Origin of the sequence: Bartonella heixiaziensis (assembly GCF_046245125.2) — a bacterium.
GTDB lineage: Bacteria > Pseudomonadota > Alphaproteobacteria > Rhizobiales > Rhizobiaceae > Bartonella > Bartonella heixiaziensis.
In genome coordinates this window covers 215,527-235,592 of the sequence record NZ_CP176404.1, presented here as the reverse complement: position 1 = coordinate 235,592, position 20,066 = coordinate 215,527, and the positions used below count along the sequence as shown (strand labels likewise).

Here is a 20,066-nt window from a genome sequence, read left to right as displayed (position 1 = left end):
CTCATCATCAATCTTAAGATTCCTCTAACACCGGAAGTTTTTTAACACTCATAAGAAAACAATTCATTATCAATCAACTGGTTTTTTAAATCATAGAAAACTTTAACAAGTGCTTTTTTGAATGCACGCACCATATCATTGTTAGGCATATAGGTCATACGTAGAGTTGCTTGTAGTTCATTGAGGATAGCAACTTCTCTTCTTTGTCTTCCGCCTTTGTTTCCAAAGGGTAGCATTTCAAATGCGAGCCTTCCAAATTCTTCAAAGTCTTCAATATTTTGACGAACCAGCTGTATAATTGTTTTATGCGTATTGCCCACACCCTCGGCAATTTTCAAAGAGGTTGTAACAACAATACCAGCACTCTTTATTGTTACTACATTGTTCATGATGAACTCCTTACTATTTAGACGTCTTCTATTAACACCCTAGAGAGGTATCGGGTGCTAGAAAACACGGTAGTAAGTCCGTCGTTACACCTTCCCCATGAGGGTATTGTATAGCGTAACCACACCCGACCTCACTATTATACGCGCGTAGCATATAATGAGCAAAGCATTCAATGTACGGAAAAAAGACTGTTTCGGCAATCTACCCGCTTACTATTAAGGTGTTTTCTAGGCACCTTCGTACGAAGCTAACGGTTTTGAATATTTTGTCAAGTTGTTCTCAAGAGCGGTTTTTAACCTCTCATTTTTCTCATTCATTTTAATTTACCAATCATTTAAAGGAGCATAAAATATGGCAACAGGTTTTCTACATGGTGTTGAAATTGTCGAAGTTGACGATGGCACCCGACCCCTTCGCGCGGTTCAATCGGCAGTTATCGGGATTGTTGGCACGGCGCCCGATGCAGATGAACAAGCATTTCCTCTTAACACACCCGTTTTGGTAACAGGTTCTCTTTCACAAGCAGCTAAACTGGATAAAACAGGCAAGCGTCAAGGCACCCTACCCAATGCCCTTGATCTCATTTTCAAGCAAGTGGGTGCCATTGTTGTTGTCGTGCGCGTGAACGAGGGTGACAATGAAAATGCAACACTCACCAATGTTCTAGGTGGTGTAAATGCAAATGGCGCTTATGAAGGCGTCCATGCTTTGATTGGAGCACAATCCATTGTGGGACAAACACCACGCATTCTCATTGCTCCAAGCTTTACACATCAACGCCCTATCAGTCTTAGCAAGATTGATGTGATAAAACAAGGCAGTGGTTACACCAAAGCAACTGTTAAAATTGCCGGCGGTGCAGAAGCAGAAGCAATCCTGAAAGATGGAAAAGTAACTTCTGTTGTCATTAAGGACAGTGGCTTTGATTATCAAACCGCCCCAAATGTGACGATTGAAGGAGATGGCACTGGTGCGACAGCCAAAGCCGAAATCAGTACAACCTCTAATCCTGTAGCGGCAGAACTCATTGGCATTGCAGAGCGTCTGCGTGCTATTGTGGTGCTTGATGCACCAAACAGCACAGATGAAGCATCCCTTGCCGCAGCAAAGGATTTTGATTCAAAGCGCGCCATCATAGTTGACCCTTTTGTAAAGGTGAATCGTGATGGAAAAACTATAGAACAGCCATCAAGTGCAGCGGTTGCAGGTGTCATTGCCAAAACTGATTTTACACATGGTTTTTGGCATTCTCCTTCAAACAAAGTGATTAATGGCATTGTTGGCACTGCGCGTCCCATTGATTTTTCCATTGGTGATAGATCAAGCCGCGCCAACCTTCTTAACGAACAAAACATCACAACAATTATCCGCGAAAATGGTTATCGTCTTTGGGGTAATCGCACCCTTTCAAGCGATACAAAATTTGCTTTCTTATCGGTGGTGAGAACCGCAGATATGATCAATGACGCCATTTTGCGCGGGCATCTATGGGCTGTCGACCGCAATATCAAAAAAACCTACATGAGTGACGTGAGTGAAAGCGTCAATGCCTATTTGCGTGATTTAAAAGCACAAGGCGCCATTCTTGGGGGGCGTTGTACGCCTGATCCAGAGTTGAATACAGCAAGTGCTATTGAAAGCGGCAGAGTCTATTTCAATGTCGAATTCACACCAACAACACCAGCAGAACACATCACATTCCGTTCACGCATTGTGAATGATTATTTAGAGGAGATTTTTTAATGGCCATACCTGTTTTACCAAGAGTTTTGAAATATTTTAACATTTTTGTCGACGGCATTCCCTATCAAGCAAAATGTGAAAGCGTAACATTGCCGAATTTGAATTTGGTTGTTGAAAGTTATCGCGGCGGAGGCATGGATAGCTCTATTGAGGTTGATCTTGGTCTTGAAACCCTCACGCTTAGCATGACCATTTCTGATTGCTCTCCAGAGTTGATGACACTGTTGGGGCGCACTGATGTCGACATTTCATTACGAAGTTCAATGCAAGCTCAAGGCACACCAGCAGAAGGTGTTGTCATTACCATGAGAGGACTATGCAAAGGATTTGAAATGGCAGAATGGCAACCGGGGAGCAAAGCAACATCCACGGCTACATTTACATTGCAATATTTCAAATATGTCCAGAAAGATGTGGAAATTGTTGAGATAGATGTCCTCAACTTGGTGAGAAAATTTAATGGCGTTAATCAGTTAGCAGACCATAGAGAAAATATAGGATTATAAAATGGCAGTCCAAACAAGCATTACGCATAAATTACTTATCCCTGTTACCTTTGAAGGAAAAGAGCACACCGAAATTACCTTACGGCGCATCAAAGTAAAAGACATGCAAGCCATTGATAAAAAGGAAGGCACTGATCAGGTGGTAACTATGATCGCACGCCTTTCTGGATGGCCACATGAAGCTGTTGGGGAACTTGATGGCGGCGACATGGCAAGTCTTGGAGAAATTTTGGAGTCTTTTACCAAACGGCGGGAAACCTCGAATGGGAAACCGCCGCTAAACTCATAGCCGATATTGCCATTGTTTTTCATTGGTCTCTTCCAGACATGATGGAAATGGAACCGCAAGAATTAATATTCTGGCGCAATCAAGCAGCAGAAAGGTATAAAACAAAATGAGTGAAAAGACTAAAGTTGCCGATGCAAAGGTAAAATTGTCCCTTGAAGACAAACTCACCGCGCCTCTCAAACATCTTCAAAAAAAAATCGATACATTGTCAAAAACACTCTCACGTAAATTGAGTATTCCTCGCTTTTCTGCTGCTGTAAAAAATATGACGTCAAGTTTGAAAGGTGTTCAAAGTGCTCTTAGCACGGCGGCAAGCCGTGCTTCGGTCTTTACCAATGCTTTAGGGCTCACTGATGATGGTCTTGTGGCAAGCTTGATCTCTGTCACCATGAAAACCATGCATCTGGGGGATAGTCTTCACCACGCATCAAGGCATTTGGGGATGAGCGTTGCATCGCTTCAGTTATGGGGCGATGCAGCCGATAACTCAGGCATTTCTGCCGAACTCTTTCAACAATCCTTAGCCACTTTAAATAGGCGTTCAGCACAAGCCTATGCTGGACAAAAAAAAGGCATTATGGGCTTTGAGGCACTTGGTATTTCTGTAAAAGACGCCTCTGGAAAACTCAAATCAAATTCGACTTTGTTGGAAGAAATTACCGACAAGATGAGTAAGATGAAAAATCAAGCGAAACGACAGCATATTGCCGCTCTGTTGTTTGGTGGTGATGGTAAGGAAATGGCCGCTATGCTTGCGCAAGGGATGGCGCCAATCAAAGAGCTGTTTGCAAAGGCGCGGAAAGGAAAATGGCTAATAGGTGCCGATGTCGCACGCTATGCAGCGGACTTAAGTGACAAAATGGGAGCCTTTAAGAAAAAAATAGGCGGCATCGCTAGTTTTATTGGCGCACGTTTCATGCCCGTGATCAACGACATGATTGACGGTTTTTCTCGCCTGATTGATGAAAACCGCGACCTCATTCAAACCACCGTTGCTGGATGGGCTAAAAGCGTAAAAAAAGTCTTTAATGATTTGCTTAATCCTACCTCTGATTTGAGAAAAGGCATCAGCGATCTTACAGAGAGAATTAAAGGCTGGTTTCAATGGATGGAACCACTAATCGGTGAAATAACCCTCTTTAAGGTAGGGCTTGTAGCACTTGGTTCATTCATTTTTGGTCCACTTATTACGTCATTAGCTGTAGCGGGAGCAGCGTTTGTCACACTTGGCTATACTATTATGACGACACCTATCGGTTGGCTAATTGGCGGCATCGCAGCACTTGTTGTACTCTATAAATATTGGGACAAACTCAATGGTTTGGTGGCTGCATCTTTAGCTGTAGTTGGAGCAGTTCTTACTGGGGCATTCATTTCGGCAATGGCACCGGCTGCTTCCGCAATTGCTGGTCTTGCTGTAACTCTTGTAGCTTCACTCATTCCAGCAATAACTGCCGTTGGTTCTGCTTTTATATCGCTTGGTATCGCAATCATGACCACTCCTATCGGCTGGATAATGGCTGGTATTGCTGCCCTTGTTGGAGTTGGATATCTGCTCTACAAAAATTGGGATACGGTAGTAAGCTTCATAAGCAACTTGTGGAATTCTTTTGCGAGCTTATGTAGTAGTGTTTTCAATAAACTCCTTACCCTCTTTAAAAACTTTTCACCGTTCTCTTGGATTGCAAAAAAAATCAATGCATTGATTGAGTGGCTGTTTGGCGTCGATTTAATGGGAGCAGGTTCCAATCTCATTGGTAGCTTGTGGGACGGCATCAAAAGCCAATGGAATGCTCTGTCTGATTGGTTCGGCAACAAGATTAATCAATTAACCAGCTGGATACCTGGCTGGGGAGGAAAAAAGTCGGAATTTAAGGCTACAATCAACAAAACGTCAACCCAAACAATAAAAACCCTTACCGATGAAACCAATGCACGCGCAAAAAGAGTGGTTGATACAGCAGTTGTCACCAAAACTCCTTCTGAAGAACGCATGGGTGGTTTTAATACAGGAACAGTCGAAACAAGGTATATGGAACCTCCAAAGACACAAGTGGATGCCTTCAAAGTTTCAAAGCCAATTACAGTTCATAAACCTGTTGAAGTAGACGCCAGCGTAACCATTACAAATTTAAATATTTCAGTACCAAATGGTCTCAAAAACGAAATTAGAGACGCTATCAATCAAGCACTTGAACGCTATGCAAAACAGCAACGTTTAGCCATAGCCTCTAGCCTTTCGGATTAAATACCATGATGTTAGCTTTGGGTGGTTTTATTTTTTCGATTGAAACAGCAGCTTATCAAACACTTGATATGTCTTATGGGGTTCCATGGGTGGAGCAAGGGCGATTGGGACGAAAGGCGGCTCTTCAATTGCCAGCTGTTGCAAATGCGGAATTTTCTTTAGCAGGCGTGATTTATCCAGATTTCAAAGGTGATCACAGACAGCTCGAATATTTGCGACAAATGACACATGAAGGACCTCACATTCTTGTGACCGGTCAAGGCAAAATCTTAGGTAAGTTTGTCATTCTTTCTGTAGAGGAAAAACAAAGCGTTTTTCATCATAACGGTACCCCAAAAAAACAAGAATTTACGATAAAGTTGAGAGAATATGGTGAAGACCTATGAGTGACCTTTATATGACCAAAGATGGCGATATGGTGGATGCCATTTGCTGGAAATACTATGCCAAAGGTCAACAAGCACTTGCTGTTGAACGCGTCTATGCAGCGAATTTGGGGCTTGCAGACTATGGACCCATTTTAAAAGCAGGTATCACGATACTCTTGCCGTCCCTCCCCTATCCGAAAGCCACACCAGTGATCAGGATTTGGGGTAGCAAATCATGAAACCTTTTTGCATGGTTCTGGCAAATGGAGAAGACATCACCAAAACGCTCATGGATTATGTTTTATCAATTGAAATTACCGATGAAGCAGAAAACAAAAGTGATCGTATCACTATAGAGCTTGATGACCGCGCACGTGAAAGTGATAACGGCTTTCTTGATATTCCTCTTATCGGGACAGTTATTTCCATAACACTTGGCTATGAAGGCGGGAAAAACCGCGATATGGGAGCCTATCTGATAGACGAAATCTCTGTGAGCAGCCCACCACAAAGCTTAAGTGTTACAGGGCGCGCCGCATCAATGAACACGTCTTACAGAACTCCAAAAAGCCAATCCTATCACCAACAAACCCTTGGCAGTATTGTTCAAGAGATAGCGCAGCGTAATGGCTATACGCCAAAGGTTGATCCTTCTCTTGCAAAAATCGTTGTGCGTCACATTGATCAAACAGCTGAAAGCGATATGGCTTTTGCCGCACGCCTTGCAGAAGAATATGATGCGGTAGCAAAGCCCGTTGATGGCAAACTTGTGCTCGCCAAACGGGGTGAAGGCAAAGCCATCACCGGTGAAACACTCCCTATTGTTGTTATTCATGAGGAACATTGCACCTCTTGGGATTTTAAATACAGCGCACGGGATGAAGCAGGTGCAGCAAATGGCTTAGAAACGGATGTAGGAAACGACCAAAAAGCTGCAGCTGATGCACGAGCACCAGAAGAGATAGATGATGATGAAAACTTTATCCATATGGATGACAGTGACAGAGCACTATCATCATCATTTGAATCGGAAAAAGCAGAAAAAGAATCTGAGAAGAGAAAAGAAGAGAAAAAAGGTGGTGTTCTTGCAACCCATCATAATATCCGCAGTGGTGAAAAAAAAGAAGTCAAAGTTGGTAACCCACCATTTCATGAACTCAAATATACTTACCACAATCAATCAGAGGCTGTTGCGGCCATTGCCGCTTATCGCAATAAATCATCACGCGGTAAGTCTTCTTTCTCATGTGAGATCGGTGGTGATCCGTTTGTGCAAGCAGAAGCAAAGCTTGTTCAGGAGCCCCCTTTCCGCCCCTATATTCCAGCAGAATGGCGCATCAAAAGTGTTAAACACAAACTTGATAAAACGGGTGGTTACACCACAAAAATAGAGTGTGAACTTTTTGATGAAGCACAAGAAGATGCGGCTGGAAACGTTGCAAATACGACACCAGACAAAGATGATACCCTTGATCCAAATGCTCCACCAGACGCTTCATATGACGAAGGTGAAGGCGTCATCCATATGGATAAAGAGCATACATGATAGATTATAAATCAGATGTAGAGCCCCTCATTAAAAAGGTTGCTTAAGTACCTTCCTTCCCCATCTTTAAAGGTGGGGAGGGGTTAATACACTAAAGTTATACGTGTGGAACTGGTCGTTCAAGAGGCTGTACTGCCAAACGAAACCCCATGGTACGCAGTAAAGCATTCAAGCTGCGAAACTCTGGATTGCCTTTTTCTGAAAGTGTACGGTAAAGTTGTGTTGGATTCAGGTTGGCTGCTTTAGCCACAGCTTGAACACCACCATAAGCTTTGGCCATTTGGCGGAGCGTTACAAGCAGTTCACCCTGATCACCATCTGCTAGGATTGCATCAAGGGTAGCTGCTGCCAACTCAGGGTCATCACGGAATATTTCTGCCATTGCATCATTATGGTTACGGTCTTTCATTTTTGCACTCCTTTAATCTTCACGGTTTTGCCAATCACGCCAGCAAGCACATACGCGAGTGATATCAGTCTCTTGTGTTTTTTTGCTGCCACCGCATAATAGCAACAATACGGTCCTTCCAGATTGGACATAATAAACTCGGTAGCTAGGACCAACATTAATACGCAATTCATGAACACCATAACGAAGCGGCTTGAAATCGCCAAAGTTTCCCTGCTCTAAACGATTAAGGCGGCGAATAATTGCAGTTTTAGCCTGCATATCACGGAGCTTTCGCAGCCAATCGGCTATCAAGTCTTTGCCATCAGAGGTAAGGTAGTGACGTATTTCAAACATGATGTGTATTCGTTTATAAACGAATATTTGTCAAGAGAGAAATTAAAAGTTGAGAAAAAATCTTCTTTTATTCCAATGAAAAAGCGACATGAAGCTTAACCAAGCTATCTTTCCGAATGAGAAAGATGTCAATTTTTTAATCCAGCTCTGCTTTTTGCGGAGCTTTTTTATGGAGCAACACATGCGAAAAATATCATCAGAAGGACTTGCACTTATTAAACAATGGGAAGGATTGCGTTTGAACGCCTATAAAGATGCCATTGGGGTGTGGACAATTGGTTATGGACATACAAACAGTGCTGGAAAACCTTTTATTTACGAAGGCATGACAATTACTGAAAAGCAAGCAGAAGAACTTCTTTGCCAAGATTTAAGACAATTTGAGAATGCTGTTGAACGCGCTGTTACAGTTTCATTAACGGATGAACAATTCGCGGCGTTAGTGTCCTTTTGCTATAATGTAGGAACAGGAGCCTTTTGTAACTCGACACTGTTAAAAAAGCTTAATAGTGGTGAATATGAAGCTGTCCCTGCAGAGCTACAGAAATGGACCAAAGCAGGCGGTAAGCGTCTTGAAGGTCTAGCACACCGGCGTGCGGCAGAAACAGGCTTATGGGCAAAAGGGGCTTATGTTTCCTCCAATTATCAAACAGTAGAAACGCAAGCACCAACGGGATTTTTCAAAGCAGAAGCTCTTGCACCGATTATTGGCTCTTTTTCAGGTCTTGGCGGTTTGTTAGCAGGCAATGGCCCCATCCAATGGGCTTTGGCAACCATCATGGTTTTAGCCGCATGTACTGGTATTTTCTTTGTTGCTAAACGCTTTCAGGAGCACCGTCTATGATCTTATGGATGAAAAGAAATCTGATGGTAACAGGTGCGGCTTTAGCCGCTTTTTTTATTGCCTTAGCTAGAGCCTTTACTCTTGGGAAAAAAGCAGCGCAACAAAAGCAAACAGAAAAAGCTTTAAAAGCAGCCACAACACGGCTGGAGGTGGAAAATGAAGTTAATCAAAAAAGTGATGCTGATGTGCGTGCTGCTCTCTCTGACTGGTTGCGCGACAAATAAATATGCTTCTTCTTGTGTTGGCTGGTTGCCAATTTATTTAGACAAGAAAGATCTGAACGCCATCAGTTCAAACTTAGCAAGAGAGATCTTAAAGCACAATAATCTAGGTGAACGCGTGTGTGGGTGGAAACATGGCTAGAAAAAAAACACAAGACGATATAGAGCTTACAGAAGCAGAAAAAGAAATCCTTCAAGAAATCATCATAACCTACAAAAGTGTAAAAGTGATGTCTCGTTATACAAAATGGATTGTACTCATTATACTCTTATTAGCGCTTGATTTTTCACGTATTATGGATGCGTTTGTAAGTATTTTTACACAAAAACCAAATATCCGACTCTAAACATACTCTGAGACACGCGAAATTCTTTAGAAAATGATTTCTTAATTTTGCTCGTCTCATGGGGGCTATCAATAATAGCTTTACACATTTAAAACAGTGGCTAACCAAAAACTGAAAGCTTTATCCCCTCTCCGCTTTTGAAACGGGGAGATGAATCATATTTTTAAACTAAGCAGCTCTCATTACAAATCTTGCTAAGACCTGTTTTGCCTTTTTGATTAAGGCTTTATATTTTCTGTTTTCTTCATCCACTCTAAAAGCGTCAACAAGACAAATCTAACAGAACGTAAAAGATACAAAGCTTTTATCACCAGCATTCATACCTTCTCAATGACTTGGGTAAATCAAAGCGCCTATAACTATCATAATCAACAGACTGGCTTTCTTGGAGAGATGCATCACGTCAATTTGGGAAAGTTCAAAAAACAACTGTCTCGAGCAAACAAACCACTCCAGTTGTTTGGCTAGTTCGTCAAAATGATTTTGAACACATTGAAACAGGTTTGTAATCTCGCCATCTAGATCATTAATGACAGAATATTTTGCTGGTCGTTTGTTCAGGAAAATAACACCAGAACCTAAAAATGGTTCAACATAAGTTTGATGTTCAATGCTCTTTAAAATCGGTATAATTTTCTTACGCAGATAGTGTTTACCACAAATCCACGCAAACAGTGTTTGTGTAAATTCTTGTTTCATCATCTTTTAAGGAGAGGTTTTGTGTGTTTTAACTCTTGGTTATCCACTTTTTGAGGTGTGAGAAGATATTCTCGAGTGCATCCATGAGACGGGCAAAATCGATAATAAACATAAAGACAATGAATGCTAACCACTTCATGAAACATGACATCATCTTCAAACCTTGGTAGGTCTCAATCATCTCGTGAAGCAGCTGTTGTTCTTTTTCCGTGAGATCTTGATCTTTGTTGCTTCGTTTCTTGACCATCTTTCCAACCGCATAAATGAGCTCCCTGCTTGTTATGCTTCAAAATATCTCTTGCGAGATTGGAACTGATGACCGAAACATCTTGCTTATCCAGATAAATTGGCAACCAACCATCACAAGAAACAGACCTATTTTCCACGCACCCAACGAGAAAGTTCAGTGCACACACCAGCATCACTTTTTTGATTAACTTCATTTTCCACCTCAAGCCGCGTTGTTGCTGTCTTTAAAGCATTCTCTGTTTGCTTTTGCCGTTCGCTTTGCTTGCCAAGGTGAAACGCCTTGGCTAAAGCCATAAAAAAAACGGCTAAAGCCGCACCTGTTACCATCAAGTTTCTTTTCATCCATAAGATCATAGGCGGTGCTCCTGAAAGCGTTTAGCAACAAAGAAAATGCCAGTACATGCGGCTAAAACCATAATGCCTGCTAAAGCCCATTGTACCGGACCATTGCCTGCTAACAAGCCTCCTAGACCTGAACAGGAACCTATAATCGGGGCGAGCGCTTCTATTTTAAGAAGTCCGGTTGCCGTTTTCGTTTCTACCCTTTGATAATTCGAAGAAACATAAGCCCCTTTTGCCCATAATCCCGCTTCTGCTGCTCGACGGTTGGCTAAACCAGCAAGAGGCTTCCCACCCACCTTATTCCATTTCTGTAATTCAACAGGAACGGCTTCATAATCCCCTTGATTAAGCTTCTTCAATAATGTTGACTTGCGAAAAGCAGCTGTTCCTACGTTATAGCAAAACGAGACCAATGCCGCGAATTGGCAATCCGTTAATGAAACACGCACCGATTCCTCTACCGTCTTCTCAAATTGCTTTAAGTCTTCACAAAGGATTTCTTCTGCTTGCTCTTGTGTGATACACATGCCTTTTTTGACGAGGGGGTGACCCGCATTGCTGGTGTGACCATAACCAATCGTCCAAACACATGCCGTATCTCTATAAGCCTCTAAATGTAAACCTTCCCATTGTTTGATAAGTTCTAATCCTTCTTTCGATATCTTTCTCATCTGACGCTCCATAAAAAAAGCCCCACAAAAGTGAGGCTGGATAAAAATGTTTTTTTATGATCTCTATTGACTATGCTCTTTGATCAGTTGCTCGACTTCTTCAACACGAAAGCCAAGTTGAAAAAGCGGCGCATATTCGCTTTCCTGTAATTCATATTGAGTGCGCTTTGCTACAAAATCACCATTTAAATCAAACGGCATTTCTGTTACCATACAAACCCTATGTGTATCATCTTCAATCCACTCTTCTCCCTCTCCAAGCTCCTTTATCGCAACCCAATAAAAACGCGTCTCTAAAAGCTGCCCTAGCCGTCTTACCGTCTCAACCTTATCAAATTCAAGCATATTCAGATAATCTTGCTTCGTATTTAAATGCTCTGGATACTCTCTCATCTCCTCCCCCTCTAAACAAAACGCCGTGGTTGGCTACAGCCTCGAGCTTCTAGTTTTTCATCAGAAGACGTACGAGAATACAAACCATTACGAAAAAACGGACCGCTATTCGTATCGTCCTGCCAAGTTCCTCCACCTACCAAAACATTTATCTCTGTCTTAAAACTTGACCACAATGTTGAACTGGACTGTATTTGCATTGCAAAAGCTCCAGATAAAAATTGACAAAGATATCCGCAACCATCTTCACAACCGATATGTGAGATCATACGACGATTTGCTGTATCAACGTGACCGCCGGAATGTTTGAGTGTAGGTGCCTGTTTGCCTTGAATGCTGGTCTTTTCATTGCTCCCATACATCGCAGAGACAAATTCCTCATCATTCAATAAGGACTTCTTAACACGCTGCATATCTGATACATGATCAGTATACATACGGTTCGTCGTGATAGGAACACCATACGCCGAGCGCGTATTTTCACCAGTGCCTGACTGAAGATAAATATCAACCCAAATGTTTTGTAACGAGTTACAATATACAATGCATTGATTTATAATGATAAGTTATCGTTTTATAACTTGAATGAGAGCCCGAATATCGTAAGATTCTCTTATTCCAAACCTGTTTATATTGTATCAACCAAAACCATTCGCTTGCATGTTACAAGCAGAATTGCCGTGTGGATGAAAACACTCAAAGAAAGGAGTAAAGTTGAATTAAAAGGAGATGGTAAATATAGGTGCTAGTTTTTACCTTTACGCCTTCATATTCTCCCTAAATTAGGTTGTGTTCCTGTTTCAGAAATTACGCAAACAGATATATACAACACGCTCGCCCCCCATCTAGAGTGCAAAAGCTGGAACAGCTTATAAAGCGCTAAATCATTTTAATATTTATCTCAAACATGCAGCTGCAATGGGATTAGATGTTGATTTATAGGCAACAACTAAAGCACAAGCCTTATTAGAAAAACAACGCCATAAAACTATTAATAGACCGGCAATGGATTAGAGAGATATTTCAGCTTTTTATAAAACATTTTGCAAAACAATACCCATACACATCTGGCTTTGCATCTTCTTATTCTTACAGGGGTTCGTACACGTCCTTTTCGTCATATGCGTGAAGATCAGATTGATGGTGATATATATGGACTATCCTTGCTGAAAATATGAAAGGTCGGCGTGACACTACAACAGAGTTTCGTATACCTTTGCACTAAAGGGATTGTGAGGGCTTTAAAGAAGCAGATCGTAGCAAACTTATTATGGCGTATGAAACGGAGAAAACCTTCACCAACCTTAAAATAGCAGAAATACTTGCGGGAAAAGGCAAGCGCGTTTTGTTTCTGGTACCTTCTTCTCTTGCTTTAATATGGAGGCACTTTCTACATACACTTTATCAAAGTCTGCATTTTAAAACTCACTTAAAATGCTTAGATAACTTTAGTCCCTGTGCTTGATAATGTGAGCCAACATCGTGCCCATAAAGTGCTAACGGTCGATTAAGCATGTGCTCATACACTAGACGACCAATAATTTGACCATGCTCTAAGATAAATGGAACCTCATGGCTGCGTACTTCCAAAACTGCCTTTGCCCCTTTTCCACCCGCCTCCATATGTCCAAATCCTGGATCAAAAAAACCTGCATAATGCACCCTAAATTCACCAACCAATGGGTCAAAAGGTGTCATTTCAGCTGCATAAAGCGGAGGAACATGAATAGCTTCTCGAGAAACTAAAATATAAAACTCATCAGGATCAAGTACCAGTTCTCTTTGACCACGATCAAAAAGAGGTTCCCAAAAATCTAAAATGTCGGCAACAGCACGCTTATCAATATCAATAACACTTGTATGACGTTTACCACGATACCCCACAAGCCCGTCTTCGTTTCCTTCCAAATTAATGGAAAGCCCAATACCACCATCGCTAATATTAGGAAAATCATCCGATATAAGCGTTTCATCCTTATGCAAAGCGTGTAGCTCAATTTCATTTAAATAACTTTGCCCCTTGCGAAATCGAAGCTGAGATAAATGTGAACCGGTGCGTACTAAAATTGGAAATGTACGTGGACTAATTTCAAGATAAAGTGGGCCATGATAACCTGCGCAAATTTTATCAAACTCCTGTGCATTATCCGTAATCACACGTGTAAAAATATCTAACCGTCCCGTAGAACTTTTTGGATTGGCAACAGCAGATAAAATTTCTGGTAAAGCCAAACTTTCCAAAAGAGGCACAACATAAACACAACCCGTTTCCAAAACTGCCCCCTCCTGCAAATCAAATTCGTGCAACTTTAACCGTTCGAGTTTATCTAAAACTTTTGCATCAGATCCCGGCATAAAAGAAGCACGGATACGATAGGCTTTTTCCCCTAAACGCAAATCAAGACTTGCAGGTTGTATTTGGGCTGCATTAAATGACCAACGAGCCTTAAGAACACCATCGTTAATTAAAGCCTGTATATCACTATCTGCCAAAATACCACTCATACGTACCATAGGATCTTACCTTCCTCTTTACTTTGCCTCTTTTTTGACCCAGATTATCGATTGGCGCAAACTACTTTAGGGAAATAAAAATTATTCCCCTCTGATCTTTCCAGTCAATTTGCTTCCATAATCAATAATGAAATCCCACAAACAATGAAACAGTGCTTGGTAAAACATTCTTTGAAAGTAAATACAACTTTTGAGAATCATACCTTAACACTTTCTCATCCTTGAATGTTGCATAAATGATGTTATCATGATTCAAAGCTTCTTTAGAGTCCGCAGAAATTCTGCTACAATTTATTATGATTATACGCCATCTTAGCGAAAATATTATTAATCAGATTGCCGCCGGTGAAGTTATTGAACGACCGGCAAATGTCGTCAAAGAGCTTGTTGAAAATGCTATTGACGCTGGAGCGAATCGGATCGAAATTGTTACAGCAAACGGGGGGAAAAACTTTATAAAAGTGAGTGATAATGGCTGCGGTATTCCTGCAGATCAGTTAACTTTAGCAGTTTCTCGCCATTGTACGTCAAAAATTACGGATGACGTACACAATATCTGCTTCCTAGGGTTTAGAGGGGAAGCTTTACCCTCTATTGGTTCTGTTGCTAAACTTAAATTAATCTCACGCACGCAGCACGCTGAAAATGCTACTGAAATTACTGTCACAGCAGGAAAAATTTCAGGACCCAAACCAGCTGCTGCCAATCTTGGAACTATCGTTGAAGTTCGTGATCTTTTCTTTGTTACACCAGCACGGCTAAAATTTATGAAAACCGATCGTGCTGAAACGAATGCTATCACTGATATGATTAAACGAATTGCTATCGCATTTCCACATATCCGTTTTTCTCTGTCTGGCCCAGACCGAACTTCTCTAGAATTACCTTCCACAGAAAATAATACCCAAGGACATTTACAACGTATTACGCAAATTATGGGAAAAGAATTCGCTCCCAACAGCATCACACTTGATGCTGAACGCGAGGCCGTTCGTTTGACTGGATTTACTTGCTTGCCATCTTTCAACCGTAACAATAGCCTTTACCAATTTGCTTATGTTAATGGGCGTCCAGTGCGCGATAAATTACTCTGGGGTGCAATTCGAGGAGCCTATGCCGATGTTATGGCTCGAGATCGCCATCCTGTATCCATTCTTTTCATTGATTTGCCACCTGCTGATGTGGACGTCAATGTACACCCGGCAAAAGCTGATGTTCGATTCCGTGATCCAAGCTTAATCCGCGGCTTAATCATTGGGGCCATTCGTGAAGCCGTGAATCAAACTGGAATTCGTCCTACTTCAACAGCCTCTGAAGCAATGCTGACTGCATTTCAAACACAACCGTTGGAAACTTTTAAGAGTACACACCGTCCTTTTTCTTACAGCCCACAGCACCATCGTCTTGCATCGGGATCAATGGTTCACCAACCATTAGACGACACTATGAGCTCATTTAATTTAAGAGAAGAAAGCACCCCGCTTATGGAGTGCCTAGATACACCCAGCGGTGATGTATGCACCGCAAGCACTACACCATCAACAGAAGAATTATCTTATCCATTAGGAGCTGCTAGAGCACAAATCCATAAAAACTACATTATTGCTCAAACCCAAGATAGTTTGATCATTGTCGATCAACATGCTGCTCATGAACGATTGGTTTATGAAGCGCTCAAGAATGCACTCTATTCCAAACCGCTTCCTTCACAATTGCTACTTATCCCTGAAATTGTAGAGCTCTGCGAAGAAGATGCAGCATGTCTTTTAATGCATAAAGATGCTTTGCAGAAATTTGGTTTAGGCATAGAACCATTTGGACCTGGTGCAATTGTTGTGCGCGAAACACCTTCCATGTTAGGTGAAATTAATGTGCAAGCCCTTATTAAAGATCTTGCAGATGAAGCAGCTGAATATGATACGACAGACAATCTCAAAGCAATGCTCGATTATGTTGCTGCAACTATGGCCTGTCACGGCTCAATACGGTCGGGTCGTCTTTTACGCCCTGAAGAAATGAATGCGCTGTTACGACAAATAGAAGCAACACCCAATACAGGCACGTGTAACCATGGTCGTCCTACCTATATTGAACTTAAACTCACTGATATAGAACGGCTTTTTGGAAGAAAATAAGCTCTGTTGTTTTGGCGAAAAAGAAATATTTTTAAATTCACTCTCGACTTTATAATGTATCTTATGGCACTTTATTTCAGTCATTTTTCATAAAGATAAAAAAAGGGATTATAAAGAATGTTTTCCAATGATGAACGCGAAGCAAAAGTCCATTATTCTAATAATGGATATAAAATCGTAGAATATGGAACCTATACCTTTTGTGCCGTCAGTGGACAAAAAATACCCCTAGATGATCTAAAATATTGGAATCATCACCGCCAAGAAGCATATGCGAGTTGTGAAATTTCCTATCATCGCGAACTTGAATGCAATCCCTATCTCAGCGAATTGTTAAGCACGCAGAAAAAATAACCAATTGAAAACTATAAATCTAGCCCTCATATTAAAAATGTAATTTAAAGGGGGTGTTTGCGTTCTCTAAAACGGCTCATAACCTCCCCAAGGAGCATATGGCAAAAATCTTTTTGAGCAAAAACAACTTCAACATCAAAGACAATAAGATTTTCTAAATCTTTTTGCACACTACTTGTCTGTATCCGTGTATAATCCTTAGCCGTTGTCGCCAACCATAAATTTTGCATTTTAGCCCTTTGTGCAAGATTTTTTAAATCATTATCAGTAAAAAAATAGTGATCAGGATAGGAGTAAGCTTGCACAATATGCCCAGACAATTCTTTAATGGACTGAAAAAATTTATCTGGATTGCCAATGCCTGAAAATGCCAAAAATGATTTTCCCGCAACCTCATCAGTTACTAATGATTTAAGATGAGCATGATACAAAGGTTTTCCAGTATAGGTAAAAAGAAAAGCAACATTATCACACGCATCCTGACGACCAATCAATAAAACACTGTCCATCAAGGAAAACTGTGTTTTTAACGGTACACGCAAAGGACCTGCTGGAAAAACAGCCCCATTCCCCAAACCACGCATTGCATCGACAACGAGCAATGCATAATCTATGTAAAGACGACGGCTTTGAAATCCGTCATCCATTAAAATAAGATTACATCCTTCTTGTTTGAGCCGTTGTGCCGCCATATAACGATCTGGCGATATAGCAACAAAAGCATGCCTTGCTAGTAAAAGTGCCTCATCACCAACATCGCACGCATTATCACATTTCTCATTTACAAGATGTACCCCCTTAACTGCTCCACCATAACCACGCGATACAACACCAGGCACAAAACCAAGCTCTTTAGCTATTTGCGCAAAAGCAATGACAACAGGCGTTTTTCCCGCACCACCCAGTGTAAAATTTCCAATACATAAAACCGGAAGATCAATAATAAGAGGTCGTCTTGCCATACGGCAACGAGAAAAATAACCATATCCCCACGAAACTGGAGCTAATAAAAAACGTAAAAAGCTTCTCTCTTTCCACCAGAAATGAGGTGTGCTAATACGCATATCTACCTCGATGCTGGCTTAAACTTGTTTGTATTACAAGAGGTTGCAAAAATGGATCAAGAACTTTTAGTGTGCGCTCAAGTGCTCCTGCCATATCTGTCGCTACTTCATGAGCCTTATCAACCATTTCTTGCCGTAATGCTTCATTTGTTAAAAGCCTATACACCTGAATAGCAAGCTGTTTTGTATCTTGAACCATACATGCTGCATCACGCTTTAAAAATTGTTCAAACATTTCTTGGAAATTTGAGACATGAGGTCCTGTTAAAATAGCTGAACCTAGCAAAGCCAACTCCAATGGATTGTGTCCACCGTATCCACATAACGACTTCCCAAGGAAAGCAACTTTTGATAAGCGAAGGAAAAGTCCCATCTCTCCAATCGTATCTCCCCACAAAACCTCTGTCTTCGCATCTGGAACAGCGTTGTGACTTCTACGAATAAAACGCAAATTATTGTCACATTTCTTGATAAGATCTTTTAAACGTTCAGGATGACGAGGCACAATGATTGTCAATAAATCTGGCAAATAATTTTTAAGAATCTTATGAACCTCAAAAGCTATTTGCTCTTCCCCTTCATGGGTTGAAACAGCCGCCCAAACTGGACGGTTACCAATAGCATCCCGATAACGCGCAAACACTGTTTTATCTTCAACCAGAAAAACATCAGCCTTCAGATTGCCAGAAAGCACAACAGATTTTACCCCAAGCGCATGGAAATAAGCTACATCCCTTTCGTTCTGAGCAATAGCCAGATCAATATGCTTAAAAATATGTCTAGCAATAACACGCCGTTTTTGCCAAGCTTCAAAAGAACGTGCAGACATATGAGCATTAACTAGAATCTGTGGAATACGCATTTTGGCAAGTTCTCTAATACGTAAAGGCCAAATTTCCGATTCACAAATCAGTGCTAAATCAGGTTTCCAATGGCTTATAAAACGGTGTACTGCCAAGTCTAAATCCAACGGAGCATATTGATGAATTAACCGACTACCAAAATGCTTTTTTACAAGCAAAGAAGATGTTACAGTACAAGTTGTGAGTAATATATTGATTTTCAATGATAAAATATAATTAATGAGTGGTACAAGAGCAAGTGTTTCTCCAACGCTTGCTGCGTGTAACCAAATTAATGGACTTGGAGGACGCATTTTATGGCTTTTACCCAAACGCTCTTTTTGGCGTCCCCGCTCTTCTTTTCCACGGATAGCACGAAAAAATAAATAAAAAGGGATCACAGGACGTAAACAAACACCAATTATCCGATAGAGTAAAAGAGCTGCCCGTGCCTTTAGTTCCATCATTAAATCACCCCATATATCTGTTTTGAAACATTTATAAGCTTTTTTTGTTAAACAATTCATCAACTCTGTTTTGTTCACTGTGTTTATTTTTTCTCGTAAAACACTCTTCGCATTTTTGTCGGAAAGAAATTCCTTACCTATAAAATCAATTTGATATCTAAAAAGAAATCACTATTTTATTCCATATTTTTTCAAGAAACTTTCCCCATAAAAGTGCATGTACACAACATATGATAGAGCAGGTAAATAATTTGGCTAATAAAATAATTTTTCTCCTTCTTTTACACGTTTTGCCATGTGAAATATCCGCAATTATAGTTATATTTTGCCAGATTTTAAAAGCATTTTAGTTAATAGCGCCTTTTCCCATTTTTATTCATATCATATGTTTTATCTCTTCCCTACAAACCATACACACAAATTTAAATCCTCACTTTTTTGCAAATTGCGGCTTTATTCCTTAGATTAGCAGAATGAAAAAACACGGGAACAACTTCTTCATCTTGAGAACGAAGAAAAGGCCTTACTATATAACACTTATGCAAAAAAATGATAATAAACTGATTATATAAATACTCTGTGACTTCGCAACATTATATGAGCTTCTCAATCGCAAATTTATCCAATAAACAAAATGCAGATAAGCCACCCATACAAAAAACTTTGCAAACCATGCCTTTATTGACGAATGCGTCTCTCGCCAAAAGCACTTTAAAGCTGCTGCTTCTTTTTTTGAATTATTTCACTTATCCTGATATTAACTCTAGAAAATTCAATTTTGCTGCACTCGCATAAACAGAGAAAATAACAATCGAATATTTAAATTTTACTCTTTAGCATCCATTTCAAGGTCAAGAATCTTATGCAAATCTATGATGTAATAACGTTGTAATGCATTATCTACACTGCTTTGCGCTTTTGCCTGCCATGCTTCTTGCGCTGATTGGTAATCTGGAAAAATACCAACAACATCTAAATCACTGGGATTCTTAAACTGATTACTACTAAGATTTTTCAATTCTCCACCAAATACAAGATGCAAGTATTGTTTTTTTTCATTGGTTTCAATCATGTGTGCCTCCATATCAC

At 40.7% G+C, this 20,066-nt stretch carries 25 protein-coding genes and 3 pseudogenes; 14 read left to right on the top strand and 14 right to left on the bottom strand.

The window, feature by feature from the left end; translation table 11 throughout:
- Window positions 1–41: 41 nt before the first annotated feature.
- Window positions 42–389: a Rha family transcriptional regulator gene (locus tag ACKC4Y_RS00910; protein WP_409361568.1), complete on the bottom strand. Its 348-nt coding sequence runs from the start codon at window positions 387–389 to the stop codon at window positions 42–44.
- Window positions 390–741: 352 nt separating this feature from the next.
- Between ACKC4Y_RS00910 and ACKC4Y_RS00905 the strand changes: the two genes are divergently transcribed.
- Genes ACKC4Y_RS00905 through ACKC4Y_RS00870 form a run of 8 tightly spaced genes read left to right on the top strand, consistent with a single transcriptional unit; the run spans window position 742 to window position 7,090 of the window.
- Window positions 742–2,133 carry a phage tail sheath subtilisin-like domain-containing protein gene (locus ACKC4Y_RS00905; RefSeq protein ID WP_409361567.1) on the top strand — a complete coding sequence of 464 codons (1,392 nt, stop codon included), beginning with the start codon at window positions 742–744 and terminating at the stop codon, window positions 2,131–2,133.
- Window positions 2,133–2,639 (top strand): phage major tail tube protein, encoded by a 507-nt coding sequence (locus ACKC4Y_RS00900; RefSeq protein ID WP_409361566.1) that lies wholly within the window; start codon window positions 2,133–2,135, stop codon window positions 2,637–2,639. Before ACKC4Y_RS00905 ends, ACKC4Y_RS00900 begins: the two co-directional genes overlap by 1 nt.
- A 1-nt stretch (window position 2,640) precedes the next feature.
- On the top strand, window positions 2,641–2,928 hold the full coding sequence (locus ACKC4Y_RS00895; protein ID WP_409361565.1) for a phage tail assembly protein: 288 nt from the start codon (window positions 2,641–2,643) through the stop codon (window positions 2,926–2,928).
- A gap of 38 nt (window positions 2,929–2,966) precedes the next feature.
- Window positions 2,967–3,038: a GpE family phage tail protein gene (locus ACKC4Y_RS00890; RefSeq protein ID WP_081486138.1), complete on the top strand. Its 72-nt coding sequence runs from the start codon at window positions 2,967–2,969 to the stop codon at window positions 3,036–3,038.
- Window positions 3,035–5,176 carry a phage tail tape measure protein gene (locus ACKC4Y_RS00885; protein WP_409361564.1) on the top strand — a complete coding sequence of 714 codons (2,142 nt, stop codon included), beginning with the start codon at window positions 3,035–3,037 and terminating at the stop codon, window positions 5,174–5,176. The genes ACKC4Y_RS00890 and ACKC4Y_RS00885 overlap by 4 nt, the downstream gene beginning before the upstream one ends.
- 5 nt (window positions 5,177–5,181) lie before the next feature.
- Window positions 5,182–5,562 carry a phage tail protein gene (locus tag ACKC4Y_RS00880; RefSeq protein WP_409361563.1) on the top strand — a complete coding sequence of 127 codons (381 nt, stop codon included), beginning with the start codon at window positions 5,182–5,184 and terminating at the stop codon, window positions 5,560–5,562.
- Window positions 5,559–5,783 (top strand): tail protein X, encoded by a 225-nt coding sequence (locus tag ACKC4Y_RS00875; protein ID WP_409361562.1) that lies wholly within the window; start codon window positions 5,559–5,561, stop codon window positions 5,781–5,783. Before ACKC4Y_RS00880 ends, ACKC4Y_RS00875 begins: the two co-directional genes overlap by 4 nt.
- Window positions 5,780–7,090, top strand: a complete 1,311-nt coding sequence (locus ACKC4Y_RS00870) for a phage late control D family protein (protein WP_409361561.1) — start codon at window positions 5,780–5,782, stop codon at window positions 7,088–7,090. The genes ACKC4Y_RS00875 and ACKC4Y_RS00870 overlap by 4 nt, the downstream gene beginning before the upstream one ends.
- Before the next feature lie 97 nt (window positions 7,091–7,187).
- Here ACKC4Y_RS00870 and ACKC4Y_RS00865 read toward each other — a convergent pair whose 3' ends face one another.
- Together ACKC4Y_RS00865 and ACKC4Y_RS00860 are read right to left on the bottom strand one after the other, a co-directional pair.
- Window positions 7,188–7,499, bottom strand: a complete 312-nt coding sequence (locus ACKC4Y_RS00865) for a helix-turn-helix domain-containing transcriptional regulator (RefSeq protein WP_409361560.1) — start codon at window positions 7,497–7,499, stop codon at window positions 7,188–7,190.
- A 12-nt stretch (window positions 7,500–7,511) separates the two neighbouring features.
- Window positions 7,512–7,835: a type II toxin-antitoxin system RelE/ParE family toxin gene (locus tag ACKC4Y_RS00860; protein WP_409361559.1), complete on the bottom strand. Its 324-nt coding sequence runs from the start codon at window positions 7,833–7,835 to the stop codon at window positions 7,512–7,514.
- 181 nt (window positions 7,836–8,016) lie between these two features.
- Between ACKC4Y_RS00860 and ACKC4Y_RS00855 the strand changes: the two genes are divergently transcribed.
- The 3 genes from ACKC4Y_RS00855 to ACKC4Y_RS00845 all read left to right on the top strand — a co-directional run bounded on the left by ACKC4Y_RS00855 (window position 8,017) and on the right by ACKC4Y_RS00845 (window position 9,247).
- Window positions 8,017–8,679, top strand: a complete 663-nt coding sequence (locus tag ACKC4Y_RS00855; RefSeq protein WP_409361558.1) for a lysozyme — start codon at window positions 8,017–8,019, stop codon at window positions 8,677–8,679.
- Entirely contained in the window at window positions 8,676–8,903 is a 228-nt protein-coding gene (locus ACKC4Y_RS00850) for a hypothetical protein (RefSeq protein ID WP_409361557.1), read from the top strand. The genes ACKC4Y_RS00855 and ACKC4Y_RS00850 overlap by 4 nt, the downstream gene beginning before the upstream one ends.
- A gap of 131 nt (window positions 8,904–9,034) precedes the next feature.
- Window positions 9,035–9,247 (top strand): hypothetical protein, encoded by a 213-nt coding sequence (locus ACKC4Y_RS00845; protein WP_409361556.1) that lies wholly within the window; start codon window positions 9,035–9,037, stop codon window positions 9,245–9,247.
- A 168-nt stretch (window positions 9,248–9,415) separates the two neighbouring features.
- Here ACKC4Y_RS00845 and ACKC4Y_RS00840 read toward each other — a convergent pair.
- The 7 genes and pseudogenes from ACKC4Y_RS00840 to ACKC4Y_RS00810 form a co-directional block, all read right to left on the bottom strand.
- Window positions 9,416–9,629: pseudogene (locus ACKC4Y_RS00840) on the bottom strand (phage antirepressor Ant); the annotation flags it as partial.
- A 2-nt stretch (window positions 9,630–9,631) separates the two neighbouring features.
- Window positions 9,632–9,949: pseudogene (locus tag ACKC4Y_RS00835) on the bottom strand (DNA adenine methylase); the annotation flags it as partial.
- Window positions 9,950–9,974: 25 nt separating this feature from the next.
- A complete protein-coding gene (locus tag ACKC4Y_RS00830; protein WP_409361555.1) occupies window positions 9,975–10,193 on the bottom strand; it encodes a hypothetical protein in 219 nt (72 codons plus the stop codon).
- 128 nt (window positions 10,194–10,321) lie between these two features.
- Complete coding sequence (locus tag ACKC4Y_RS00825; RefSeq protein ID WP_409361554.1) at window positions 10,322–10,549, bottom strand: hypothetical protein; 228 nt, start codon at window positions 10,547–10,549, stop codon at window positions 10,322–10,324.
- Window positions 10,546–11,208: a lysozyme gene (locus ACKC4Y_RS00820; protein ID WP_409361553.1), complete on the bottom strand. Its 663-nt coding sequence runs from the start codon at window positions 11,206–11,208 to the stop codon at window positions 10,546–10,548. The genes ACKC4Y_RS00825 and ACKC4Y_RS00820 overlap by 4 nt, the downstream gene beginning before the upstream one ends.
- A 63-nt stretch (window positions 11,209–11,271) precedes the next feature.
- Window positions 11,272–11,601 carry a hypothetical protein gene (locus ACKC4Y_RS00815; RefSeq protein ID WP_409361552.1) on the bottom strand — a complete coding sequence of 110 codons (330 nt, stop codon included), beginning with the start codon at window positions 11,599–11,601 and terminating at the stop codon, window positions 11,272–11,274.
- Between the two features lie 11 nt (window positions 11,602–11,612).
- Entirely contained in the window at window positions 11,613–12,038 is a 426-nt protein-coding gene (locus ACKC4Y_RS00810; RefSeq protein ID WP_409361551.1) for a hypothetical protein, read from the bottom strand.
- Between the two features lie 264 nt (window positions 12,039–12,302).
- Here ACKC4Y_RS00810 and ACKC4Y_RS00805 point away from each other — a divergent pair.
- Window positions 12,303–12,820: pseudogene (locus tag ACKC4Y_RS00805) on the top strand (integrase); the annotation flags it as partial.
- A 206-nt stretch (window positions 12,821–13,026) separates the two neighbouring features.
- Here ACKC4Y_RS00805 and ACKC4Y_RS00800 read toward each other — a convergent pair.
- Window positions 13,027–14,115 carry a 2'-deoxycytidine 5'-triphosphate deaminase gene (locus ACKC4Y_RS00800; protein ID WP_409361550.1) on the bottom strand — a complete coding sequence of 363 codons (1,089 nt, stop codon included), beginning with the start codon at window positions 14,113–14,115 and terminating at the stop codon, window positions 13,027–13,029.
- Between the two features lie 296 nt (window positions 14,116–14,411).
- On the opposite strand from ACKC4Y_RS00800, the gene mutL reads away from it, so the two are divergent.
- Both mutL and ACKC4Y_RS00790 read left to right on the top strand, forming a co-directional pair.
- The gene (mutL, locus tag ACKC4Y_RS00795) at window positions 14,412–16,250 is read left to right on the top strand and encodes a DNA mismatch repair endonuclease MutL (protein WP_409361549.1); all 1,839 of its coding nucleotides are present in this window, start codon (window positions 14,412–14,414) and stop codon (window positions 16,248–16,250) included.
- A 117-nt stretch (window positions 16,251–16,367) separates the two neighbouring features.
- The gene (locus ACKC4Y_RS00790) at window positions 16,368–16,604 is read left to right on the top strand and encodes a DUF2093 domain-containing protein (protein ID WP_409361548.1); all 237 of its coding nucleotides are present in this window, start codon (window positions 16,368–16,370) and stop codon (window positions 16,602–16,604) included.
- A gap of 44 nt (window positions 16,605–16,648) precedes the next feature.
- On the opposite strand, the gene lpxK is transcribed toward ACKC4Y_RS00790, so the two are convergent.
- The 3 genes from lpxK to ACKC4Y_RS00775 form a co-directional block, all read right to left on the bottom strand.
- Entirely contained in the window at window positions 16,649–17,668 is a 1,020-nt protein-coding gene (gene lpxK / locus ACKC4Y_RS00785) for a tetraacyldisaccharide 4'-kinase (protein ID WP_409361547.1), read from the bottom strand.
- On the bottom strand, window positions 17,658–18,977 hold the full coding sequence (waaA, locus tag ACKC4Y_RS00780; RefSeq protein WP_409361546.1) for a lipid IV(A) 3-deoxy-D-manno-octulosonic acid transferase: 1,320 nt from the start codon (window positions 18,975–18,977) through the stop codon (window positions 17,658–17,660). The genes lpxK and waaA overlap by 11 nt, the downstream gene beginning before the upstream one ends.
- A gap of 826 nt (window positions 18,978–19,803) precedes the next feature.
- Window positions 19,804–20,049 (bottom strand): DUF4170 domain-containing protein, encoded by a 246-nt coding sequence (locus ACKC4Y_RS00775; protein WP_409361545.1) that lies wholly within the window; start codon window positions 20,047–20,049, stop codon window positions 19,804–19,806.
- Window positions 20,050–20,066 lie beyond the last annotated feature (17 nt).

Excerpts from the sequence above, each read along its gene's own strand:
- ACKC4Y_RS00910 (WP_409361568.1), bottom strand. The coding sequence starts at position 389 with ATGAACAATGTAGTAACAATAAAGAGTGCTGGTATTGTTGTTACAACC.
- ACKC4Y_RS00905 (WP_409361567.1), top strand. The coding sequence starts at position 742 with ATGGCAACAGGTTTTCTACATGGTGTTGAAATTGTCGAAGTTGACGAT.
- ACKC4Y_RS00900 (WP_409361566.1), top strand. The coding sequence starts at position 2,133 with ATGGCCATACCTGTTTTACCAAGAGTTTTGAAATATTTTAACATTTTT.
- ACKC4Y_RS00895 (WP_409361565.1), top strand. The coding sequence starts at position 2,641 with ATGGCAGTCCAAACAAGCATTACGCATAAATTACTTATCCCTGTTACC.
- ACKC4Y_RS00885 (WP_409361564.1), top strand. The coding sequence starts at position 3,035 with ATGAGTGAAAAGACTAAAGTTGCCGATGCAAAGGTAAAATTGTCCCTT.
- ACKC4Y_RS00880 (WP_409361563.1), top strand. The coding sequence starts at position 5,182 with ATGATGTTAGCTTTGGGTGGTTTTATTTTTTCGATTGAAACAGCAGCT.
- ACKC4Y_RS00875 (WP_409361562.1), top strand. The coding sequence starts at position 5,559 with ATGAGTGACCTTTATATGACCAAAGATGGCGATATGGTGGATGCCATT.
- ACKC4Y_RS00870 (WP_409361561.1), top strand. The coding sequence starts at position 5,780 with ATGAAACCTTTTTGCATGGTTCTGGCAAATGGAGAAGACATCACCAAA.
- ACKC4Y_RS00865 (WP_409361560.1), bottom strand. The coding sequence starts at position 7,499 with ATGAAAGACCGTAACCATAATGATGCAATGGCAGAAATATTCCGTGAT.
- ACKC4Y_RS00860 (WP_409361559.1), bottom strand. The coding sequence starts at position 7,835 with ATGTTTGAAATACGTCACTACCTTACCTCTGATGGCAAAGACTTGATA.
- ACKC4Y_RS00855 (WP_409361558.1), top strand. The coding sequence starts at position 8,017 with ATGCGAAAAATATCATCAGAAGGACTTGCACTTATTAAACAATGGGAA.
- ACKC4Y_RS00850 (WP_409361557.1), top strand. The coding sequence starts at position 8,676 with ATGATCTTATGGATGAAAAGAAATCTGATGGTAACAGGTGCGGCTTTA.
- ACKC4Y_RS00845 (WP_409361556.1), top strand. The coding sequence starts at position 9,035 with ATGGCTAGAAAAAAAACACAAGACGATATAGAGCTTACAGAAGCAGAA.
- ACKC4Y_RS00830 (WP_409361555.1), bottom strand. The coding sequence starts at position 10,193 with ATGGTCAAGAAACGAAGCAACAAAGATCAAGATCTCACGGAAAAAGAA.
- ACKC4Y_RS00825 (WP_409361554.1), bottom strand. The coding sequence starts at position 10,549 with ATGATCTTATGGATGAAAAGAAACTTGATGGTAACAGGTGCGGCTTTA.
- ACKC4Y_RS00820 (WP_409361553.1), bottom strand. The coding sequence starts at position 11,208 with ATGAGAAAGATATCGAAAGAAGGATTAGAACTTATCAAACAATGGGAA.
- ACKC4Y_RS00815 (WP_409361552.1), bottom strand. The coding sequence starts at position 11,601 with ATGAGAGAGTATCCAGAGCATTTAAATACGAAGCAAGATTATCTGAAT.
- ACKC4Y_RS00810 (WP_409361551.1), bottom strand. The coding sequence starts at position 12,038 with ATGTATACTGATCATGTATCAGATATGCAGCGTGTTAAGAAGTCCTTA.
- ACKC4Y_RS00800 (WP_409361550.1), bottom strand. The coding sequence starts at position 14,115 with ATGGTACGTATGAGTGGTATTTTGGCAGATAGTGATATACAGGCTTTA.
- mutL (WP_409361549.1), top strand. The coding sequence starts at position 14,412 with ATGATTATACGCCATCTTAGCGAAAATATTATTAATCAGATTGCCGCC.
- ACKC4Y_RS00790 (WP_409361548.1), top strand. The coding sequence starts at position 16,368 with ATGTTTTCCAATGATGAACGCGAAGCAAAAGTCCATTATTCTAATAAT.
- lpxK (WP_409361547.1), bottom strand. The coding sequence starts at position 17,668 with ATGCGTATTAGCACACCTCATTTCTGGTGGAAAGAGAGAAGCTTTTTA.
- waaA (WP_409361546.1), bottom strand. The coding sequence starts at position 18,977 with ATGATGGAACTAAAGGCACGGGCAGCTCTTTTACTCTATCGGATAATT.
- ACKC4Y_RS00775 (WP_409361545.1), bottom strand. The coding sequence starts at position 20,049 with ATGATTGAAACCAATGAAAAAAAACAATACTTGCATCTTGTATTTGGT.